Annotated in this window: 17 protein-coding genes; 8 read left to right on the top strand and 9 right to left on the bottom strand. The window is 69.8% G+C overall.

The features are described 5' to 3' along the window. Positions 1 to 10 precede the first annotated feature (10 nt). Both KVT45_RS26685 and KVT45_RS26680 read right to left on the bottom strand, forming a co-directional pair. On the bottom strand, positions 11 to 931 hold the full coding sequence (locus KVT45_RS26685) for an ACP S-malonyltransferase (RefSeq protein ID WP_217551619.1): 921 nt from the start codon (positions 929 to 931) through the stop codon (positions 11 to 13). Positions 932 to 1020: 89 nt separating this feature from the next. Next, positions 1021 to 2211 (bottom strand): CdaR family transcriptional regulator, encoded by a 1191-nt coding sequence (locus tag KVT45_RS26680; RefSeq protein WP_217551704.1) that lies wholly within the window; start codon positions 2209 to 2211, stop codon positions 1021 to 1023. A gap of 88 nt (positions 2212 to 2299) precedes the next feature. On the opposite strand from KVT45_RS26680, the gene KVT45_RS26675 reads away from it, so the two are divergent. Continuing rightward, complete coding sequence (locus KVT45_RS26675; protein ID WP_217551703.1) at positions 2300 to 2956, top strand: pirin family protein; 657 nt, start codon at positions 2300 to 2302, stop codon at positions 2954 to 2956. A 165-nt stretch (positions 2957 to 3121) separates the two neighbouring features. Here the strand turns inward: KVT45_RS26675 and KVT45_RS26670 are convergent, their stop codons facing one another. Together KVT45_RS26670 and KVT45_RS26665 are read right to left on the bottom strand one after the other, a co-directional pair. Further along, entirely contained in the window at positions 3122 to 3946 is an 825-nt protein-coding gene (locus KVT45_RS26670; RefSeq protein WP_217551618.1) for a serine hydrolase, read from the bottom strand. A 19-nt stretch (positions 3947 to 3965) separates the two neighbouring features. Then, on the bottom strand, positions 3966 to 4436 hold the full coding sequence (locus tag KVT45_RS26665; protein ID WP_217551617.1) for a GNAT family N-acetyltransferase: 471 nt from the start codon (positions 4434 to 4436) through the stop codon (positions 3966 to 3968). A gap of 97 nt (positions 4437 to 4533) precedes the next feature. On the opposite strand from KVT45_RS26665, the gene KVT45_RS26660 reads away from it, so the two are divergent. Next, positions 4534 to 5001, top strand: a complete 468-nt coding sequence (locus KVT45_RS26660) for a MerR family transcriptional regulator (protein WP_217551616.1) — start codon at positions 4534 to 4536, stop codon at positions 4999 to 5001. 84 nt (positions 5002 to 5085) lie between these two features. On the opposite strand, the gene KVT45_RS26655 is transcribed toward KVT45_RS26660, so the two are convergent. The 3 genes from KVT45_RS26655 to KVT45_RS26645 all read right to left on the bottom strand — a co-directional run bounded on the left by KVT45_RS26655 (position 5086) and on the right by KVT45_RS26645 (position 7951). Next, positions 5086 to 5937, bottom strand: a complete 852-nt coding sequence (locus tag KVT45_RS26655) for a DUF4429 domain-containing protein (protein ID WP_217551615.1) — start codon at positions 5935 to 5937, stop codon at positions 5086 to 5088. A 67-nt stretch (positions 5938 to 6004) separates the two neighbouring features. Further along, entirely contained in the window at positions 6005 to 7222 is a 1218-nt protein-coding gene (locus KVT45_RS26650) for an alpha/beta hydrolase (RefSeq protein WP_217551614.1), read from the bottom strand. Positions 7223 to 7324: 102 nt separating this feature from the next. Then, complete coding sequence (locus tag KVT45_RS26645) at positions 7325 to 7951, bottom strand: TetR family transcriptional regulator (RefSeq protein ID WP_217551613.1); 627 nt, start codon at positions 7949 to 7951, stop codon at positions 7325 to 7327. A gap of 66 nt (positions 7952 to 8017) precedes the next feature. Here KVT45_RS26645 and KVT45_RS26640 point away from each other — a divergent pair, with 66 nt between their 5' ends. Next, positions 8018 to 9637, top strand: a complete 1620-nt coding sequence (locus KVT45_RS26640; protein WP_217551612.1) for an MFS transporter — start codon at positions 8018 to 8020, stop codon at positions 9635 to 9637. Positions 9638 to 10048: 411 nt separating this feature from the next. Here the strand turns inward: KVT45_RS26640 and KVT45_RS26635 are convergent, their stop codons facing one another. Both KVT45_RS26635 and aceE read right to left on the bottom strand, forming a co-directional pair. After that, positions 10049 to 10867, bottom strand: coding sequence for a potassium channel family protein (locus KVT45_RS26635; RefSeq protein WP_217551611.1), 819 nt, complete (start codon positions 10865 to 10867; stop codon positions 10049 to 10051). Between the two features lie 77 nt (positions 10868 to 10944). After that, on the bottom strand, positions 10945 to 13692 hold the full coding sequence (gene aceE / locus KVT45_RS26630; RefSeq protein ID WP_217551610.1) for a pyruvate dehydrogenase (acetyl-transferring), homodimeric type: 2748 nt from the start codon (positions 13690 to 13692) through the stop codon (positions 10945 to 10947). A 425-nt stretch (positions 13693 to 14117) separates the two neighbouring features. Between aceE and KVT45_RS26625 the strand changes: the two genes are divergently transcribed. The 5 genes from KVT45_RS26625 (at position 14118) to KVT45_RS26605 (ending at position 17872) form a co-directional block, all read left to right on the top strand. Further along, positions 14118 to 14552, top strand: a complete 435-nt coding sequence (locus KVT45_RS26625; RefSeq protein ID WP_167449928.1) for a DUF3052 domain-containing protein — start codon at positions 14118 to 14120, stop codon at positions 14550 to 14552. A 118-nt stretch (positions 14553 to 14670) separates the two neighbouring features. Beyond that, a complete protein-coding gene (locus KVT45_RS26620; protein WP_089101437.1) occupies positions 14671 to 15129 on the top strand; it encodes a peroxiredoxin in 459 nt (152 codons plus the stop codon). A gap of 200 nt (positions 15130 to 15329) precedes the next feature. Beyond that, entirely contained in the window at positions 15330 to 15905 is a 576-nt protein-coding gene (locus KVT45_RS26615; protein WP_217551609.1) for a TerD family protein, read from the top strand. A 117-nt stretch (positions 15906 to 16022) separates the two neighbouring features. Further along, positions 16023 to 16598 (top strand): TerD family protein, encoded by a 576-nt coding sequence (locus tag KVT45_RS26610; protein ID WP_089101436.1) that lies wholly within the window; start codon positions 16023 to 16025, stop codon positions 16596 to 16598. A 128-nt stretch (positions 16599 to 16726) separates the two neighbouring features. Beyond that, entirely contained in the window at positions 16727 to 17872 is a 1146-nt protein-coding gene (locus KVT45_RS26605) for a DUF475 domain-containing protein (RefSeq protein ID WP_089101435.1), read from the top strand. Positions 17873 to 17946: the final 74 nt, after the last annotated feature.

The raw sequence follows: 17946 nt of genomic DNA, 5'->3' as shown, positions 1-17946 counted from the left end.
GGCTCCTAACTCAGCTGTGCTCGGCGATGAGCTCGCGGGCCGCGTCGAGGTCGTCGGGGGTCTTGAGGGCCAGCGTCTTCACACCGGGCAGGGCGCGCTTGGCCAGGCCGGTCAGGGTGCCGCCGGGGCACACCTCCAGGAAGGCGGTGACGCCGAGCTCCTTGAACGTCTCCATGCACAGGTCCCAGCGGACCGGGTTGGCGACCTGGCCGACCAGCCGCGCCACGATCTCCTCGCCGGACGCGACGGTCTGCCCGTCCTTGTTGGAGACGTAGGTGAACTTCGGGTCGAGGGGCGTGAGCTCCTCGGCGGCCTCGGCCAGCTTCTCGACCGCCGGGCCCATGTGGTGCGTGTGGAAGGCACCGGCGACCTTGAGGGCGACGACCTTGCGGACACCCTCGGGCTTGTCCTCGTTGAGTGCTGCGAGCTGCTCCAGGGTTCCGGCCGCGACGATCTGCCCTGCACCGTTGATGTTCGCCGGGGTCAGACCGAGCTTCTCCAGGTGCGCGACGGAGACCTCCGGGTCGCCGCCGAGCAGCGCCGACATGCCGGTCTCGGTGATCGCGGCCGCCTCGGCCATCGCGAGCCCGCGCTTGCGTACGAGGGTCAGCGCGGCGGTGTCGTCCAGGACGCCCGCGAAGGCGGCGGCGGTGATCTCACCGACACTGTGCCCGGCGACCGCGCCCGGGGCGATGTTCGCCATGTCACCGAGTGCCGCGCCGGAGACGAGTCCCGCGGCGACGAGCAGCGGCTGGGCGATCGCGGTGTCCCGGATCTCGTCCGCGTCGGCATGCGTGCCGTAGTGCACCAGATCGAGACCGATGGCGTCCGACCAGGCGCGCAGACGGTCCTCGACACCGGGAAGGTCGAGCCAGGGGGTCAGGAAGCCAGGGGTCTGGGCGCCCTGGCCGGGAGCGACGAGTACGAGCACTCTCACACTCTCTCTTGGGGACGGCCACGGCCGCCCGTGGGGACAGGGACGAAGAACACGAAGGGGTTTTGTGGACCCCCGACAAAATCCTATGGCTGGAGATCTCCATCGACCAGACGCCCCAGGATCAGCGCGATCCGCAGTGTGAAGGCGGATCGTACATCGGACGGCGACCACCCGGTGACGTCAGTCACACGTCGAAGCCGGTAGCGCACGGTGTTCGGGTGAACGAAGAGCATCCGGGCCGCGCCCTCCAGGCTGCTCGCCTGTTCCAGATAGACGCTCAGCGTTTCCAGCAGCGCCGAACCGGCTTCTTCCAGTGGTCTGTAGATCTCCTCCACCAACTGCTCGCGCGCGCTCGGATCGCCCGCGATGGCGCGCTCCGGAAGGAGATCGTCCGCCAGCACCGGCCGCGGCGCGTCCTGCCAGGCGGAACAGGCCTTGAGCCCCGCGGCGGCGGCCTGCGCGGACCGCGTGGCGGCCAGCAGATCCGGCACCACCGGCCCCGCGACGACCGGTCCCGCGGCGTACGGCCCGATCAGCGACTTGGCCACGGCCAGCGGATTGTCGTTGCCGCCCGCGATGACGACGAGCCGGTCCCCGAGCACCCCGGTCAGCACCTGGAGCTTGGCGTGCCGGGAGGCCCGCCGGATCGCCTCGACGGTCAGCTCGCTGTCCCCCTCGGGCGCGGTCCCGAGCACCACGCACACATGGTCGGGCGAGTTCCACCCCAGCGCCGCGGCCCTGCTCACCGCCCCCTCGTCCGCCTCCCCGCTGAGCACCGCGTTGACCACCAGCGACTCCAGCCGGGCGTCCCAGGCACCGCGTGCCTCGGCGGCCTGGGCGTACACCTGGGCGGTGGCGAAGGCGATCTCACGGGCGTACACGAGCAGCGCCTCGCGCAGCACGCGCTCGTCTCCCGGAGCCGCGACCTCGTCGATCGCGCTCTCCATGACCTCGATGGTGGTCCGCACCATCTCCACGGTCTGCCGCAGGGTGATCGCCCGGGTCAGCTCCCGCGGCGCGGTCCCGAACACGTCCGTCGAGATCGCCTGCGGAGCGTCCGGGTGCCGGAACCACTCGGTGAAGGCCGCGATGCCCGCCTGGGCGACGAGCCCGATCCAGGAGCGGTTCTCCGGGGGCATGGCCCGGTACCACGACAGGGTCTCGTCCATGCGCGCGATGGCCTGGGCGGCGAGGCTGCCGGACGACTTCTCCAGCCGCTTCAGGGTCGCGGAGTGCGGGTGGACCTGATGAGCCGAGGGGTCGGACTTGCGCATTACGGGTTCGGGCACGGGGACAAGACTGCCTTATCCGGACGGGAGCATGCGCCGCCGGGTGCCGACTGCGGTCTACCGTGGTTCCGTGATGGACGTACGGCGCGCGGCGCAGCGCTACCCGGGAGGCGACCCGGCGACCGGAATCGAGTCGTCGCACGCCTTCTCCTTCGGCCCGCACTACGACCCCGACAACCTGCGTTTCGCGGCGGTCATCGCCTGCAACGAGGAGCGTCTGGCGCCGGGCGCGGGCTTCGACGAGCATCCGCACAGCCACACCGAGATCGTGACGTGGGTGGTCGAGGGCGAGCTCACCCACCGCGACTCGGCGGGCAACGAGACGGTGGTGCGCCACGGCGACGTGCAGCGGCTGAGCGCAGCGGGGGGCGTCCGCCACGTGGAGCGCAACGACGGGGAGCTGCCCCTGACCTTCGTCCAGATGTGGCTGGCACCGGTGCGGCCCGGCGGCGAACCGTCGTACGAGATCGTCCGCGGCATCGCCGACTCGACCCCCTACGCGGTCCCGGAGGCCGGCGCGATGCTGCACGTCCGCCGCCTGGGGGCGGGGGAGCGGACGGCGGTGCCGGACGGGGCGTATGCGTACGTCCATGTCGTGCGGGGCGAAGTGCGTGTGGGCGGGGAGGAGTTGGGGCCGGGGGATTCGGTTCGGGTGGTGGGGGCGAAGGACTTGGCGGCGGAGGGGCTGACGCCGGCGGAGCTGCTGATGTGGGAGATGGTGGCGGGGTAGCTGCGACTCGTCGTTCGGCCGCGGCCCGGTGGGGGCTGCTCGCGCAGTTCCCCGCGCCCCTTACGGGGCTACTCAGCTGCGGGCAGGCGTGCCGCAGGGCGGCACGGGTGGGCGCAGCGGCACCCTGCAAGCGCCGGTAAGCGTCCCCCCCGGCCCCAGCCGACGTCAGCCGCGCAGCTCCGCCAGCACCGAATCCGTGAACACCGGCCACGCCTCAACTGCCCAAGGGCCGAAGGCGCGATCCGTCAGGGCGACGCACGCCAGCCCCGCCTCCGGGTCCACCCACAGGAACGTCCCCGCCTGCCCGAAGTGCCCGAACGTCCGCGGCGAGGACGAAGCCCCCGTCCAGTGCGGCGACTTGGAATCCCGGATCTCGAAGCCCAGACCCCAGTCGTTCGGGCTCTGGTGCCCGTACCCCGGCAGCACCCCCTTCGTCCCCGGGTACTGGACGGTCAGCGTCGCCTCCGCCACCGTCCGCGGATCCAGCAGCCTCGGCGCCTGCAGCTCCGCCGCGAAGCGGAGCAGGTCCGGCACCGAGGACACGCCGTCCTTCGCCGGTGAGCCCTCCAGCGACGTCGACGTCATGCCCAGCGGCTCCAGCACCGCCTGCCGCGCATACTCGGCGAACGGCATCTCCGTCGCCTTGGCGACATGGTCCCCGAGCACCTCGAACCCGGCGTTGGAGTACAGCCGCCGCTCCCCGGGCGGCGCCGTCACCCGGTGCTCGTCGAAGGCCAGCCCCGAGGTGTGGGCGAGCAGATGCCGTAGGGTCGCCCCCTCCGGCCCCGCCGGCTCGTCGAGTTCGACCGCCCCCTCCTCGTACGCGACGAGCACCGCGTACGCCGCGAGCGGCTTGGTGACGGAGGCCAGCGGGAAGCGCTGTCCGACCGGCCCGTGAGTACCGAGGACCGTTCCGTCGGTGCGTACGACACCCGCCGCGGCGGTGGGGACGGGCCAGTTCTCGATCGACGCGAGGCTGTTCAAGGACATGCCTACGACCCTAAGCGGCTCAGAGCACCAGGGTCATCGTGGGGTCCGGCTTGTGGACGAAGCCGAGCGCGGCGTAGAGCGGCTCGGCCTCGGCGGACGCGGTCAGCATGACCTGCCCCGCGCCCCGCTCACGGAACCACGCCAGCAGCTCCTCCATGCACGCGCGCGCGTACCCGCGCCGGCGGGCGTCCGGGTCGGTGGCCACGCTGAAGACGTACCCGGAGCGGCCGTGCGGGTTGCCCGCCTTGCCGATCCGGTAGTCGACGGTCCCGGCGACCAGCGCGGCCAGCGCCCCCGGCCGGTCCGGATGGTCGACGACGAACGCGGCGAAGTCCCCGTCCGGCTCGCCGAGCTTCTCCTCCAGCGCGGGCCGTGCCCCCGCATGCCATCCTGTGGAGCCCTCCCCACCGGGCAGCGCGTCGATCATCACCTGGCGCAGACGCAGCACTTCCGCCGCGTCCTCGGCCGTGGCACGGCGTACGAGGCTCATGCCCCGCACGCTAGCCACCGCCCGCCCTGCTCGTCGCGCGTATTTCTTGACGCGTTCCGCTTGCTTCGAGTGCACTCCAAGGTCATAGCGTGGGCGTATGACGGTGATGCAGACCACGACCGCGGCCCCCACCCAGCAGCCCGACCGCACGCCCGCCGACATCTGTTCCGCCCCACCCCGGCGGCATCCGCGTCCGGAGGGCCAGGACCGCTACACGATCAGCGAGGTCGTCGCCTTCACCGGCCTGACCGCCCACACCCTGCGCTGGTACGAGCGGATCGGCCTGATGTCCCACATCGACCGCTCCCACACCGGCCAGCGCCGCTACAGCAACCGCGACCTGGACTGGCTGGACTTCGTGACCAAGCTCCGCCTGACCGGCATGCCGGTGGCGGACATGGTGAGGTACGCGGAACTGGTGAGAGAGGGCGAGACGACCTACCCCGAGCGCCGCGAGCTGCTGGAGCAGACGCGCAGGGACGTCGTGTCGAGAATCGCCGAACTGCACGACACCTTGTCGGTCCTGGACCGAAAGATCAGCTTCTATGAGACAGGCGGCAGCTGAAGCGCCCTTCACGATGGCGCCCCGTAAGGGGCGCGGGGAACTGCGCGACCAGCCCCCACCGGCCCGCAGCCGAACCGCCACCCCTCACAACTCGGCCAACAACTCCGCCTTCTTCGCAGCGAACTCCTCATCGGTGACCAGCCCCGCCTGATGCAGCTCTCCCAGATGACGGATCCGCTCGGCGATGTCGGCGGGGTCCCGCCGCCCCGCCTGCACCGGCACCGCAGCGGCCCCCTTGGCCCGCAGGGCCTCCAGCACGGCCGCCGCGAACGGCAGCGACTCGTGCACCGGGCCGTACCCGAGCCCGAACACCACGGTCGCCGGATCCTGGTCGGCCGGGACCGTCGGCGTCGCCCCCGCGAGGTCCCGCCGCAGCAGTCGCAGATGCCCCTCGAAGACCTCCGGCGACCGCCACTCCACCCCCGCCAGGTCGGCGACCGCGAAGCTCTGGTCGCCGGCCTTCCACTTCGCCGTGGACGCACCCGTCCACGACCACCGGAAGTGCACGGCCCTGCCGTCGAAGGTCGCCTTCCCGTCGTACGCCTTGAACTGCCGGGGCCCCTCGGGTGCGGCGACCAGAAACCCTTCCGCCGGGCCGGACGCGGTGAGCAGCGGTCGCAGTTCGTCGGCGTAGTACTCGGCGAGGGTCGCCCGCTCGGCCGGGAGCACCAGGCGGTACGGGTCGCTGCCGTCCTTCAGCTGTCCGGCCGCCGCCTCGAGCAGCGGATCCGCGCCGGGGCGTGGTTCGGCCCGGAGTACGACCGTGCCCCGCTTCCCCGGCGTGAGCGTCACGCCCTCCAGCGCGGCCAGCGGCACCCGGCGTTCACCCAGGCTCTGGAACAGCTTGGGTGTTCGAATCCCCCGTTCGTAGCGGATGAGCACGGAGTCGGACTCGAACTCCCAGGCGGCATGAAATCCGGCCAGTACGTCACCCATGCGGCTCATCGTATGCGGCACGTGCTTCCCAGTCCCATCCCCGCGCATACCGCACTTCCTGCTGTCTCTACGCGCGTCCGGCCATCAACGTGCCGGACAAACCCGCCCGGCACCCGTCATCGTCGTGGGCGCACGTCACCGCGCCGTATGCGCCGACCCCGACGTCGGCGAGGTTGCGCAGGCTGTCCGTGCCCGGCTCGAAGTAACCGGCGTGTCCCTGGGCGTCGTGCGCCGACAGCACCCGGGCGCCGAAGGAGGAGGAGACGGGGTCGGCGCCGTGGCCGAGTCCGCCGAGCTCCAGGTAGGGGACGTCCTGGATCCAGTCGGTGGCGTCCCGCATCGCCCACACCCGGGCCGAGGTGCCCAGGTGGGAGGCGTTCTCGACGCGCATCCCGGGGCTCGCGGCCACCGCTATGTCGGCCACCCGGTCCGGCATGGCGTGCGCGGCCACCCCGCAGACCACCGAGCCGTAGCTGTGGCAGAACATCGACACCGGCGCGTCGCCGGGCAGCGCGCGCAGCAGTGCGTTGAGGCGTACGGCGCCCTGCTCGGCGGCCATCCCGGTCGCCGCGTCCACGCCGAGACCGTCGGGCGCGGTGTAGTCGGCCCAGGCGATCACCGCCGTGCGGGTCGTGGGGCTCGCCGTGCGCTCCGCCTTGTACAGCGCCCGGGCCATGCCGACCGGCGCGGTGTACTGGCGGTACGTCTTCTGGAAGGTGAGCAGGTCGGTGTCGACGCCGGGGACGACGACGGAGATCCGCTCGGCCCTGGTGAGGTCGCCGAACACCTCCGCGACCCGGCCGCTGCCGTCCGGGTCGAAGGCGAGGATCTGCCGGCCCTTCGTCATCAGCGCCTCGTAGCGGTGCATACGACGGCCCGCGTCCTGCTGCCCGGCCGCGCTGAGCCGTGGGTCGTGCATGCGTTTCTTCTCGACGGCGCGCTGCTGGGCGAGGGCGATGTCGTTGGCGCGGTAGCGCAGTTCGACCGGGGCGCCGTTCATGTTGCCCACCGCGAGCGGGTATCGGTGCACGAGCCGGTCGCGCTCCTGCGCGGTGAGGGACGCGAAGAACCGGGTGAGCCGCGCGGGCGACGCCTCCGGGTCCGGCAGATGCAGGCCGTGGACGCTGCCGTGCTCCCACTTGGCGAGGGAGGTCTGCAGGGCGGTGGTCTCGCGGTGCGTGCGCAGGGCGGTCCAGCCGGTGGTCGCGAGCATCACGAACACCACGGCCAGGGCGAGCAGAGTGCGCCAGACGTTGAGCGGCGGGGAGGTGTCGAAGGAAGTCACTGGGAGGACACACTAGGAGAACGAAGGGGTCTCGCGGTAACTGAGTGACGGTTATCACGTTTTGGCAAACGTGAGGCCGGTCTCAGGCCCGTGTGGACGGGTTCAGCCGGCGCGCCAGTTCCCGGTGAGCGCCGGTCCCACCTGATCGAGGTACGACGCGGTGAGTTCGCGGATCGCCGTGACGCTGAAGTCCTCGCCGACCGACCAGTGCCGCTCGGTGACCCGGATGATCGCGCCGAACACGGCGACCACGAGCCGCGGCCGGGGGTCGGTGTCCGGGTCGACGCCCTCCCGCTCGGCGACGATCCGCGCGATCTCCTCCTCCGTCTCCGCCTGGCGTCGCAGATGGGCGGCGAACAGGACCGGGGTCGCCTCGATCATCTTGTACGTGCGCAGGAACAGCTCGACCGGGACGTACCGCTCGATGGCCTCCTCGATGGTGTCCCAGCTGTCCATGACGGACAGGCGCAGCGCCTCCAGCGGGGTCTCCTCGGGCGGGCGCCGGCGCACCGCCTCGATGTAGTGCGCCTCGGTGAGCCGTGGCACGAAGAAGGCCACGTCCTCCTTGCTGGCGAAGTAGCGGAAGAAGGTGCGCTGGGAGACGTCGACGGACTCGGCGATCTCGTCGACGGTGGTGTGCTCGTAGCCCCGGGTCACGAACAGTTCGAGCGCGGAGCGCAGCAGCGCGTCCCGGGTGCGCTGTTTCTTGCGTTCGCGCAGCGTTTCCATGCCTGACAGTTACTGACTAGTGAATTTGTTTGTCAACTGTCAGTGGCTGTCACTAGCCTCGCACGCATGACTAGTCAGACCACGATCGACACGGCGGGGGCGGGGGACAAGGCGCCGGCAGCCCTGCCGGAACAGCCGCCGGCCTCCGGCCTGCGCGGCCACCCCTGGTTCACCCTGATAACCGTCGCCGTCGGGGTCATGATGGTCGCCCTCGACGGCACCATCGTGGCCATCGCCAACCCCGCGATCCAGAAGGACCTCGGCGCCACCTTCGCCCAGGTGCAGTGGATCACCAACGGCTACTTCCTGGCCCTCGCGGTCTCCCTGATCACCGCGGGCAAGCTCGGCGACCGCTTCGGCCACCGGCAGACCTTCCTGATCGGCGTCGTCGGCTTCGCCGCCGCCTCCGGTGCCATCGGCCTCTCCGACAGCATCGGCCTGGTCGTCACCTTCCGCGTCTTCCAGGGCCTGTTCGGCGCGCTGCTGATGCCGGCCGCGCTCGGCCTGCTGCGGGCCACCTTCCCGGCCGAGAAGCTCAACATGGCGATCGGCATCTGGGGCATGGTCATCGGCGCCTCCACCGCGGGCGGCCCGATCCTCGGCGGTGTGCTGGTGCAGCACGTCAGCTGGCAGTCGGTGTTCTTCATCAACGTGCCGGTCGGCCTGACCGCCCTCGTCCTCGGTGTGCTGATCCTGCGCGACCACCGCGCCGAGAACGCGCCGCGCTCCTTCGACCTGCTCGGCATCGGCCTGCTCTCCGGCGCGATGTTCTGCCTGGTCTGGGCGCTCATCAAGGCGCCGAGCTGGGGCTGGGGCGACGGCAAGACGTGGACCTTCATCGTCGCGTCGGTCCTGGGTTTCGCCCTCTTCTCCTTCTGGGAGACGAAGGTCAAGGAACCGCTCATCCCGCTGGGCCTGTTCCGCTCGGTCCCGCTGTCGGCCGGTGTGGTGCTGATGGTCCTGATGGCCATCGCCTTCATGGGCGGCCTGTTCTTCGTGACGTTCTACCTCCAGAACGTGCACGGCATGGACCCGGTCGACGCCGGCCTCCACCTCCTCCCGCTCACCGGCATGATGATCGTCGGCTCCCCGCTGGCCGGCGCCGCGATCACCAAGCTCGGCCCGCGCATCCCGCTGGCCGGCGGCATGGCGGCCACCGCGATCGCCATGTACGGCATGTCCACGCTGAAGGCGGACACCGGCAGCGCGCTCATGTCCCTCTGGTTCGCGCTGCTCGGCCTCGGCCTGGCGCCGGTCATGGTCGGCGCCACGGAGGTCATCGTCGGCAACGCCCCGATGGAGCTCTCGGGTGTGGCCGGCGGTCTCCAGCAGGCCGCGATGCAGATCGGCGGCAGTCTCGGTACGGCCGTCCTCGGCGCCGTGATGGCCTCCAAGGTCGACGGCGACCTGGCGGGCAACTGGGCCGACGCGGGGCTGCCGAAGCTGACCCCGGCGCAGCTGGCCCAGGCCTCCGAGGCGGTCCAGGTCGGTGTCGCGCCGGTCGCCAAGGGGACGCCCGAGGCGATCGCCGCGAAGATCGCCGGCGTCGCCCACGACACGTTCATCTCCGGCATGAGCCTCGCCTCGCTCGTCGCGGCGGGTGTGGCGGCGGTCGCGATCCTGGTCGCGCTGCTCACCAAGCGCGGCGAGAACGCGGACGCGGGGGCGGGCGTCGGGCACGTGTAGCGCAACGCGCCGGGCCGATATGTCCGGTTTCTTGGGGCGAAGTTCGCCTATCAGGGTGACTCCGCTAAAGATTCCTCGCACTCGGCACGCGCCGCAGGTCACAGTGGGTCAAGTCCTCCGCAGGGCATGGGAGGACGGCGGGCCGCGGCGCGCTGCTGGAGGGGGGCAGCGCGCGCAGGTCTGCGGACGCGGAACAGGGGTACCCGGTCATCAACCCGAACAGTCCATGGGGACAGGGAAGTTGATGATGGCAGCCGTCGGGCGACGAACGCGCGGGTACCCCCGTTCACGCGGCCGCGTAGGCCCACGGGGCGGGAACCCGAGGAGCTCGATACCGGCGCTGGTGGCGTATCGCTCTGACCCGCGGCCCGGTGGGGGCTGATCGCGCAGTTCCCCGCGCCCCTTTCGGGGCTACTCAGCTGCGGGCAGGCGTGCCGCAGGGCGGCACGGGTGGGCGCAGCGGCACCCGGCCAGCGCCGGTGAGCGCACCCCGCCCCCCGCCGCCACCCCCTCGCGCAGGGCGGCGACCTCCACCCGCAGCGCCCGCACCTCCTCGGTCAGCATCCCGATCGCCTCCGTCTGCCGCCGCTCCTCCACATCGTCCTTCTCGAACCGCGCGATGAACCACGTCGCGATGTTCGCCGTCACCACTCCCAGCAGGGCGATCCCGGAGAGCATCAGGCCCACCGCGATCATCCGGCCCAGCCCCGTCGTCGGCGCGTGGTCCCCGTACCCCACCGTCGTCATCGTCGTGAACGACCACCACAGCGCGTCACCCAGCGTCCGGATGTTCCCGTTCGGCGAGTCGCGTTCCACCGAGAGCACGGCCAGCGACCCGAACATCAGCAGCCCGACCACCGCGCCCACGACATACGTCGTCAGCCGGATCTGCGAGGCCATCCGCGCCCGCCGCCCCACCAGCATCAGCGTCGCGACGAGCCGCAGCAGCCGCAGCGGCTGGAGCAGCGGCAGCACCACCGCGCACAGGTCTATCCAGTGCGTCCGTACGAACTCCCGGCGCCGGGGCGCCAGCGCCAGCCGTACGAGGTAGTCGAGGGCGAAGGAACCCCACACCACCCACTCCGCCACCGTGCAGGCGGCGGTGAGGACGTGCCCGGCCGAACGGTCCACGATCGGCAGCGCGTAGGCGACGGCGAAGGCCACCGCGAGTGCCAGCAACGGCCGTTGACTGACCTGCTCCCAACGCGCCTGTGCGGACTCTTCCTTCATGTGCGCATCGTAAAGAAATCGCAAGGGCGGCGGAGACCACGGTCCCGCCGCCCTTGACCTGTCCGCCCGTCAGGGGGCTACGCGTCGCCGCCCGCCGCGCCCGGGTGCGCCGCCGTGACGTCCAGCAGCTGGTACCGGTCGATGGCCTGCTTGAGGACCGAGCGGTCGAGCTTGCCCTCACGGGCCAGTTCGGTCAGCACCGCGACCACGATCGACTGCGCGTCGATGTGGAAGAAGCGGCGCGCCGCGCCCCGTGTGTCGGCGAAGCCGAACCCGTCGGCGCCCAGCGACTGGTACGTGCCCGGTACCCAGCGCGCGATCTGGTCCGGAACCGATCGCATCCAGTCGGACACGGCCACGAACGGACCCTCGGCGCCGCTCAGCTTCTGCGTCACCCACGGCGTCCGCTGCTCCTCCTCCGGATGCAGCAGGTTGTGCTCCTCGCAGGCCACGGCCTCGCGCCGCAGCTCGTTCCAGGAGGTGGCGGACCAGACGTCGGCCTTGACGTTCCAGTCCTCCGCGAGGATCTTCTGGGCCTCGATCGCCCACGGGACCGCCACGCCCGACGCCATGATCTGCGCCGCGACCGTGCCCGCCGTGCCCGCGCTGATCCGGTGCACACCCTTGAGGATGCCCTCGACATCCACGTCGGCCGGCTCGGCCGGGTGCTGGATCGGCTCGTTGTAGACGGTCAGGTAGTAGAAGACGTCCTCGCCGTGCGGGTGCTCCGCGTCGCCGCCGTACATGCGGCGCAGGCCGTCCTGGACGATGTGCGCGATCTCGTACGAGTACGCCGGGTCGTAGGCGACGCAGGCGGGGTTCGTCGAGGCCAGGAGCTGGGAGTGGCCGTCCGCGTGCTGGAGGCCCTCGCCGGTCAGGGTCGTACGGCCGGCGGTCGCACCCAGGACGAAACCGCGCGACAGCTGGTCGGCCATCTGCCAGAACTGGTCGCCGGTGCGCTGGAAACCGAACATCGAGTAGAAGACGTAGACCGGGATGAGCGGCTCGCCGTGCGTGGCGTAGGCCGAGCCCGCCGCGATCAGCGAGGCCGTGCAGCCCGCCTCCGAGATGCCGTCGTGCAGCATCTGGCCGGTCGGCGACTCCTTGTAGGCGAGCAGCAGGTCGCGGTCGACCGCCTCGTACTGCTGGCCGAGCGGGTTGTAGATCTTCGCGCTCGGGAAGAACGAGTCCATGCCGAAGGTGCGGTACTCGTCCGGCGCGATGAGGACGAAGCGGCGGCCGAGCTCCTTGTCCCGCATGAGGTCCTTGAGCAGTCGTACGAACGCCATCGTCGTGGCGATGGACTGCTGACCCGAGCCCTTCTTCACGGTCGCGTACGTCTTGTCGTCCGGAAGGGCGAGCGGCTTGGAGCGTACGACGCGGGTCGGGACGTAGCCGCCGAGACCCTTGCGCCGGTCGTGCATGTACTGGATCTCCTCCGAGTTCCGGCCCGGGTGGTAGTACGGCGGCAGGCCGGACTCCAGCTCCTTGTCGGAGATCGGCAGGTGCAGGCGGTCCCGGAAGCCCTTGAGGTCGGCGACCGTCAGCTTCTTCATCTGGTGCGTGGCGTTGCGGCCCTCGAAGTTCGGGCCCAGCGTCCAGCCCTTGATCGTCTTGGCCAGGATGACCGTCGGCTGGCCCCGGTGCTCGGTGGCCGCCTTGAACGCCGCGTAGATCTTGCGGTGGTCGTGGCCGCCGCGGCCCAGGTGCAGGATCTGGTCGTCGGTCATGTGCTCGACCATCGCGCGCAGCCGCTGGTCGTCGCCGAAGAAGTGGTCGCGGATGTACGCGCCGGACTCGGTGGCGTAGGTCTGGAACTGACCGTCGGGGGTCGTGTTCATCCTGTTGACCAGGACGCCGTCGCGGTCCTGGGCGAGCAGTGGGTCCCAGGTGCGGTCCCAGACCAGCTTGATCACGTTCCAGCCGGCGCCCCGGAAGACGGACTCCAGCTCCTGGATGATCTTGCCGTTGCCGCGCACCGGGCCGTCGAGCCGCTGCAGGTTGCAGTTGACGACGAAGGTCAGGTTGTCCAGGCCCTCGCGGGCGGCGATGGACAGCTGGCCGAGCGACTCGGGCTCGTCCATCTCGCCGTCGCCGAGGAACGCCCAGACGTGCGACTTCGACGTGTCGGCGATCCCGCGCGCGTGCATGTAGCGGTTCATCCGCGCCTGGTAGATGGCGCCGATCGGGCCGAGGCCCATCGAGACGGTCGGGAACTCCCAGAAGTCCGGCATCGAGCGCGGGTGCGGGTAGCTGGAGAGGCCGTCCGGGTATTTCGACTTCTCCTGGCGGAAGCCGTCCAGCTGGGTCTCGCTGAGCCGGTCGAGCAGGAACGCGCGCGCGTAGATGCCGGGGGAGGCGTGGCCCTGGAAGAAGACCTGGTCGCCGCCGTGGCCGTCGTCCTTGCCGTGGAAGAAGTGGTTGAAGCCGACGTCGTAGAGGGATGCCGAGGACGCGAAGGTGGCGATGTGACCGCCGACGCCGATGCCCGGGCGCTGGGCGCGGGAGACCATCACCGCGGCGTTCCAGCGGGTCGCGTTCAGGACCTTGCGCTCGATCTCCTCGTTGCCCGGGAAGAACGGCTCGGCCCGGGTCGGGATCGTGTTGACGTAGTCCGTGCTGCGCATCTCGGGCACAGCCACGCGCCGCTCGCGGGCGCGCTCGATCAGGCGGAGCATCAGATAGCGGGCCCGCTCCCGGCCGCGCTCGTCCACGGCGGCGTCGAGCGAGTCGAGCCACTCCTGGGTTTCCTCGGGATCGAAGTCAGGAACCTGACTCGGAAGGCCGCCAATGATGATCGGGTTGCGATCGGATCCGGAAGCCACGCTGTTCCTTACCTGTCAGAGGGCCACTGATTCCCTGTTTTTTTCCGGTTTTCCCTGCGTCTTGCCTGCACCGCTGTCCATGGTCCACCCCGGGGCAGCGCACGTCATCTCTACCGTGAGGTAACTCGGGACCGGCCAAAACGCAACGATACGCCCGAGGTGTGACGCGCTTGGCAAACTCGTTCGACCGCCGTATGTGAGGATGATTCCGAAAGGTGCATAGCGGGCAAAAGGGAGTGGTGTGTGCCACAGTCATCCGCGATACGGTGCCGGGAGTTGCGGCGACACGGCCGGGATCGTCACCGTTTCGGCGGTCCGAACGGCCGGGTACTTGCGCGATCCGTCCCGCCCGTGTGGACTACGGCCAATGCTTCGCGCACGCGCGTGGCTGAGTTCATCACCAAGACATGATCAGGAGGCAACCCGTGAGCGCGACCGCGGACCACGCGGAGGAGCGGACCCTTGCCGCCAGGCTGGGGTTCCAGCCGGCGCAGGTGGTCCAGGAGATCGGCTACGACGACGACGTCGACCAGGAGCTCCGCGAGTCCATCGAAGAGACCACCGGTACCGAGTTGGTGGACGAGGACTACGACGACGTGGCCGACGCCGTGGTGCTGTGGTTCCGCGACGAGGACGGTGACCTGACGGATGCGCTGGTCGACGCCCTCAGCTACCTCGAAGAGGGTGGCGCGATTCTGCTGCTGACACCGAAGACCGGCCGCGACGGCTACATCGAGCCGAGCGACATCGGTGACGCGGTGACCACCGCCGGCCTCTCGCAGACCAAGAGCGTCAGCGTGGGCAAGGACTGGAACGGCAGCCGTCTGAGCACGCCGAAGGCCGCAGCCAAGAAGCGCTGAGCCCCGTCGAGCGAGCCTCGCCGGCGGACGGACCCGTACGGGTCCGTCCGTCGGTCCCCAGTGATCGCCGCATAGGGTGTCCTCACCCGAACAGCCCCTGACGATGGGATGCAGGACGATGGCGATCCAGGTCGGCGACAAGGCACCCGACTTCGAACTCAAGGACAACCACGGCCGGACCGTGCGGCTGTCCGACTTCCGCGGCGAGAAGAACGTGGTGCTGCTCTTCTACCCCTTCGCCTTCACGGGTGTGTGCACCGGCGAGCTGTGCGAGCTGCGCGACAACCTGCCGAAGTTCGAGGACCGCGACACCCAGCTGCTGGCCGTCTCCAACGACTCCATCCACACCCTGCGCGTCTTCGCCGAGCAGGAGGGCCTGGAGTACCCGCTGCTGAGCGACTTCTGGCCGCACGGCGAGACCTCGCGCGCCTACGGCGTCTTCGACGAGGCCAAGGGCTGCGCCGTCCGTGGCACCTTCGTCATCGACAGGGAGGGCGTCGTGCGGTGGACCGTGGTCAACGGACTGCCGGACGCCCGGGACCTGAACGAGTACGTGACGGCGCTCGACGCCCTGTAACCCCCGCCCTCGACCCCCGCGCCGGCCGCCCGGGGGCCGGCGCGCCGGGTCCCCTAGGGGACGACCCGGCCGACACCCCGTGATTCTTCGGGGTCCAGGGCCTGCGTGCGGCGGGAACCCGTCACTAGGATCGAATCGTTGATCCGGTATCCGAAGCACGACGGGGGCTCCCCGCCCCTGGACCACACATGGGAGGACTCGTGGGAGTCAGCCTCAGCAAGGGCGGCAACGTATCGCTGACGAAGGAGGCCCCCGGCCTGACCGCGGTCCTCGTCGGTCTGGGCTGGGACGTCCGGACCACCACCGGCACGGACTTCGACCTGGACGCCAGCGCACTCCTGCTCAACTCGGCGGGCAAGGTCGGCAGTGACCAGAACTTCGTCTTCTTCAACAACCTCAAGAGCCCCGAGGGCTCGGTCGAGCACACCGGCGACAACCTCACCGGTGAGGGCGAGGGCGACGACGAGGTGATCAAGGTCAACCTCGCCACGGTCCCCGCCGACGTCGACAAGATCGTCTTCCCGGTGTCGATCTACGACGCCGACAACCGGCAGCAGTCCTTCGGCCAGGTCCGCAACGCGTTCATCCGCGTGGTCAACCAGGCCGGCGGCGCCGAGATCGCCCGCTACGACCTGTCCGAGGACGCCTCGACCGAGACCGCGATGGTCTTCGGCGAGCTGTACCGCAACGGCGCGGAGTGGAAGTTCCGCGCCATCGGCCAGGGCTACGCCTCCGGCCTGCGCGGCATCGCCCAGGACTTCGGCGTCAACGTCTGAGTCATGTGAACGCCCCGAGGCGTTCGAAAGTCCGCACTGTCCGGCGCCGCACCGTTTACGGTCGGCGCCGGACGCGCAGGACAACCGGAGAAACACCGCTAGGGGAGGACCAGCATCATGGGCGTCACGCTCGCCAAGGGGGGCAATGTCTCCCTCTCGAAGGCCGCACCGAACCTCACCAACGTCATGATCGGACTCGGCTGGGACGCCCGCTCCACCACCGGCGCCCCCTTCGACCTGGACGCCAGTGCGCTGCTGTGCCAGGGCGGGCGGGTCCTCGGCGACGAGTGGTTCGTCTTCTACAACCAGCTCAAGAGCCCGGAAGGCTCCGTGGAGCACACCGGTGACAACCTCACCGGTGAGGGCGAGGGCGACGACGAATCGATTCTGGTCGACCTGCCCAAGGTGCCGGCCACCTGCGACAAGATCGTGTTCCCGGTCTCGATCCACATGGCCGACGAGCGCGGCCAGACCTTCGGCCAGGTCTCCAACGCCTTCATCCGGGTCGTCAACCAGGCCGACGGCCAGGAGCTCGCCCGCTACGACCTGTCCGAGGACGCCTCCACCGAGACCGCCATGATCTTCGGCGAGCTCTACCGCTACCAGAACGAGTGGAAGTTCCGGGCCGTCGGCCAGGGCTACGCCTCCGGGCTGCGCGGCATCGCACTCGACTTCGGTGTGAACGTCTCATAGGACCTTCACGCCGGATATGGGGGCCGCCCGGGCCGTAGGACACCGACGCCCTCTACACTGCGTGGTCAACAGTAGGTAAAGCCGAGTACGGCGCGAGCGAGACCCGTACACACACGATTGGGTAGCCAGTGCTTCTGAAAACCTTCGGCTGGTCGTTCGCGATCACCGCGCTCGGCCTGGTCGCCGCGGTCTTCTACGGAGGCTGGGAAGCCTTCGGCATCGTGGCGATCCTCGCCGTCCTCGAAATCTCCCTGTCGTTCGACAACGCGGTCGTCAACGCCGGAATCCTGAAGAAGATGAACGCCTTCTGGCAGAAGATCTTCCTCACGGTGGGCGTGCTCATCGCGGTCTTCGGCATGCGGCTGGTCTTCCCCGTCGTCATCGTCGCGATCACCGCCAAGATGGGTCCCATCGAGGCCGTCGACCTCGCGCTCAACAACAAGGACCGCTACCAGGAGCTGGTCACCGACGCCCACCCGGCGATCGCCGCCTTCGGTGGCATGTTCCTGCTGATGATCTTCCTGGACTTCATCTTCGAGGACCGGGACATCCAGTGGCTGCGCTGGATCGAGCGCCCGCTGGCCAAGCTCGGCAAGGTCGACATGCTGGCGGTCTGCATCGCCCTGATCGTCCTGCTGATCACCTCCTTCACCTTCGCCACCCACGCCCACCAGCACGGCGGCGGCCACGTCGACAAGGCGCAGACGGTCCTGATCGCCGGCATCGCCGGCCTGATCACGTACATGATCGTCGGTGGTCTCTCCGGCTTCTTCGAGGACCGGCTGGAGGCCGAGGAGGAGCGCGAGCACGAGGAGGAGGAAGAGGCCGAGCGCACCGGCAAGAAGAAGTCGTCGGTCGTGCTGGCCGGCCAGGCCGCGTTCTTCATGTTCCTCTACCTGGAGGTCCTGGACGCGTCCTTCTCCTTCGACGGCGTGATCGGCGCCTTCGCCATCACCAACGACATCGTCCTCATGGCCCTCGGCCTGGGCATCGGCGCGATGTACGTCCGCTCGCTCACCGTGTACCTGGTCCGCCAGGGCACCCTGGACGACTACGTCTACCTGGAGCACGGCGCCCACTACGCGATCGGCGCCCTGGCCGTGATCCTCATGGTCACCATCCAGTACGAGATCAACGAGGTCATCACCGGCCTCGTCGGCGTCGTCCTGATCGGCTGGTCGTTCTGGTCCTCCGTACGGCGCAACCAGCGGTTGGCGGCGGCCGAGGGAAAAGCGGGATCGGACGAGAAGGCTGAAGTCTCGTCCGGAGTCTGACCGACCGAAAAGAAGGGTGTGACACCCTTCTGCACGAGGAACGCTCTGTTCAGGGCGGCCGACCCGGGTCGGCC

The sequence above is a fragment of the Streptomyces sp. GbtcB6 genome, from assembly GCF_019091475.1.
Classification (GTDB): domain Bacteria; phylum Actinomycetota; class Actinomycetes; order Streptomycetales; family Streptomycetaceae; genus Streptomyces; species Streptomyces hyaluromycini.
This window is presented reverse-complemented; position numbering and strand designations above follow the sequence as displayed.

Excerpts from the sequence above, each read along its gene's own strand:
- KVT45_RS26680 (WP_217551704.1), bottom strand. The coding sequence starts at position 2,211 with ATGCGCAAGTCCGACCCCTCGGCTCATCAGGTCCACCCGCACTCCGCG.
- KVT45_RS26675 (WP_217551703.1), top strand. The coding sequence starts at position 2,300 with ATGGACGTACGGCGCGCGGCGCAGCGCTACCCGGGAGGCGACCCGGCG.
- KVT45_RS26670 (WP_217551618.1), bottom strand. The coding sequence starts at position 3,946 with ATGTCCTTGAACAGCCTCGCGTCGATCGAGAACTGGCCCGTCCCCACC.
- KVT45_RS26665 (WP_217551617.1), bottom strand. The coding sequence starts at position 4,436 with ATGAGCCTCGTACGCCGTGCCACGGCCGAGGACGCGGCGGAAGTGCTG.
- KVT45_RS26660 (WP_217551616.1), top strand. The coding sequence starts at position 4,534 with ATGACGGTGATGCAGACCACGACCGCGGCCCCCACCCAGCAGCCCGAC.
- KVT45_RS26655 (WP_217551615.1), bottom strand. The coding sequence starts at position 5,937 with ATGGGTGACGTACTGGCCGGATTTCATGCCGCCTGGGAGTTCGAGTCC.
- KVT45_RS26645 (WP_217551613.1), bottom strand. The coding sequence starts at position 7,951 with ATGGAAACGCTGCGCGAACGCAAGAAACAGCGCACCCGGGACGCGCTG.
- KVT45_RS26640 (WP_217551612.1), top strand. The coding sequence starts at position 8,018 with ATGACTAGTCAGACCACGATCGACACGGCGGGGGCGGGGGACAAGGCG.
- KVT45_RS26635 (WP_217551611.1), bottom strand. The coding sequence starts at position 10,867 with ATGAAGGAAGAGTCCGCACAGGCGCGTTGGGAGCAGGTCAGTCAACGG.
- KVT45_RS26620 (WP_089101437.1), top strand. The coding sequence starts at position 14,671 with ATGGCGATCCAGGTCGGCGACAAGGCACCCGACTTCGAACTCAAGGAC.
- KVT45_RS26610 (WP_089101436.1), top strand. The coding sequence starts at position 16,023 with ATGGGCGTCACGCTCGCCAAGGGGGGCAATGTCTCCCTCTCGAAGGCC.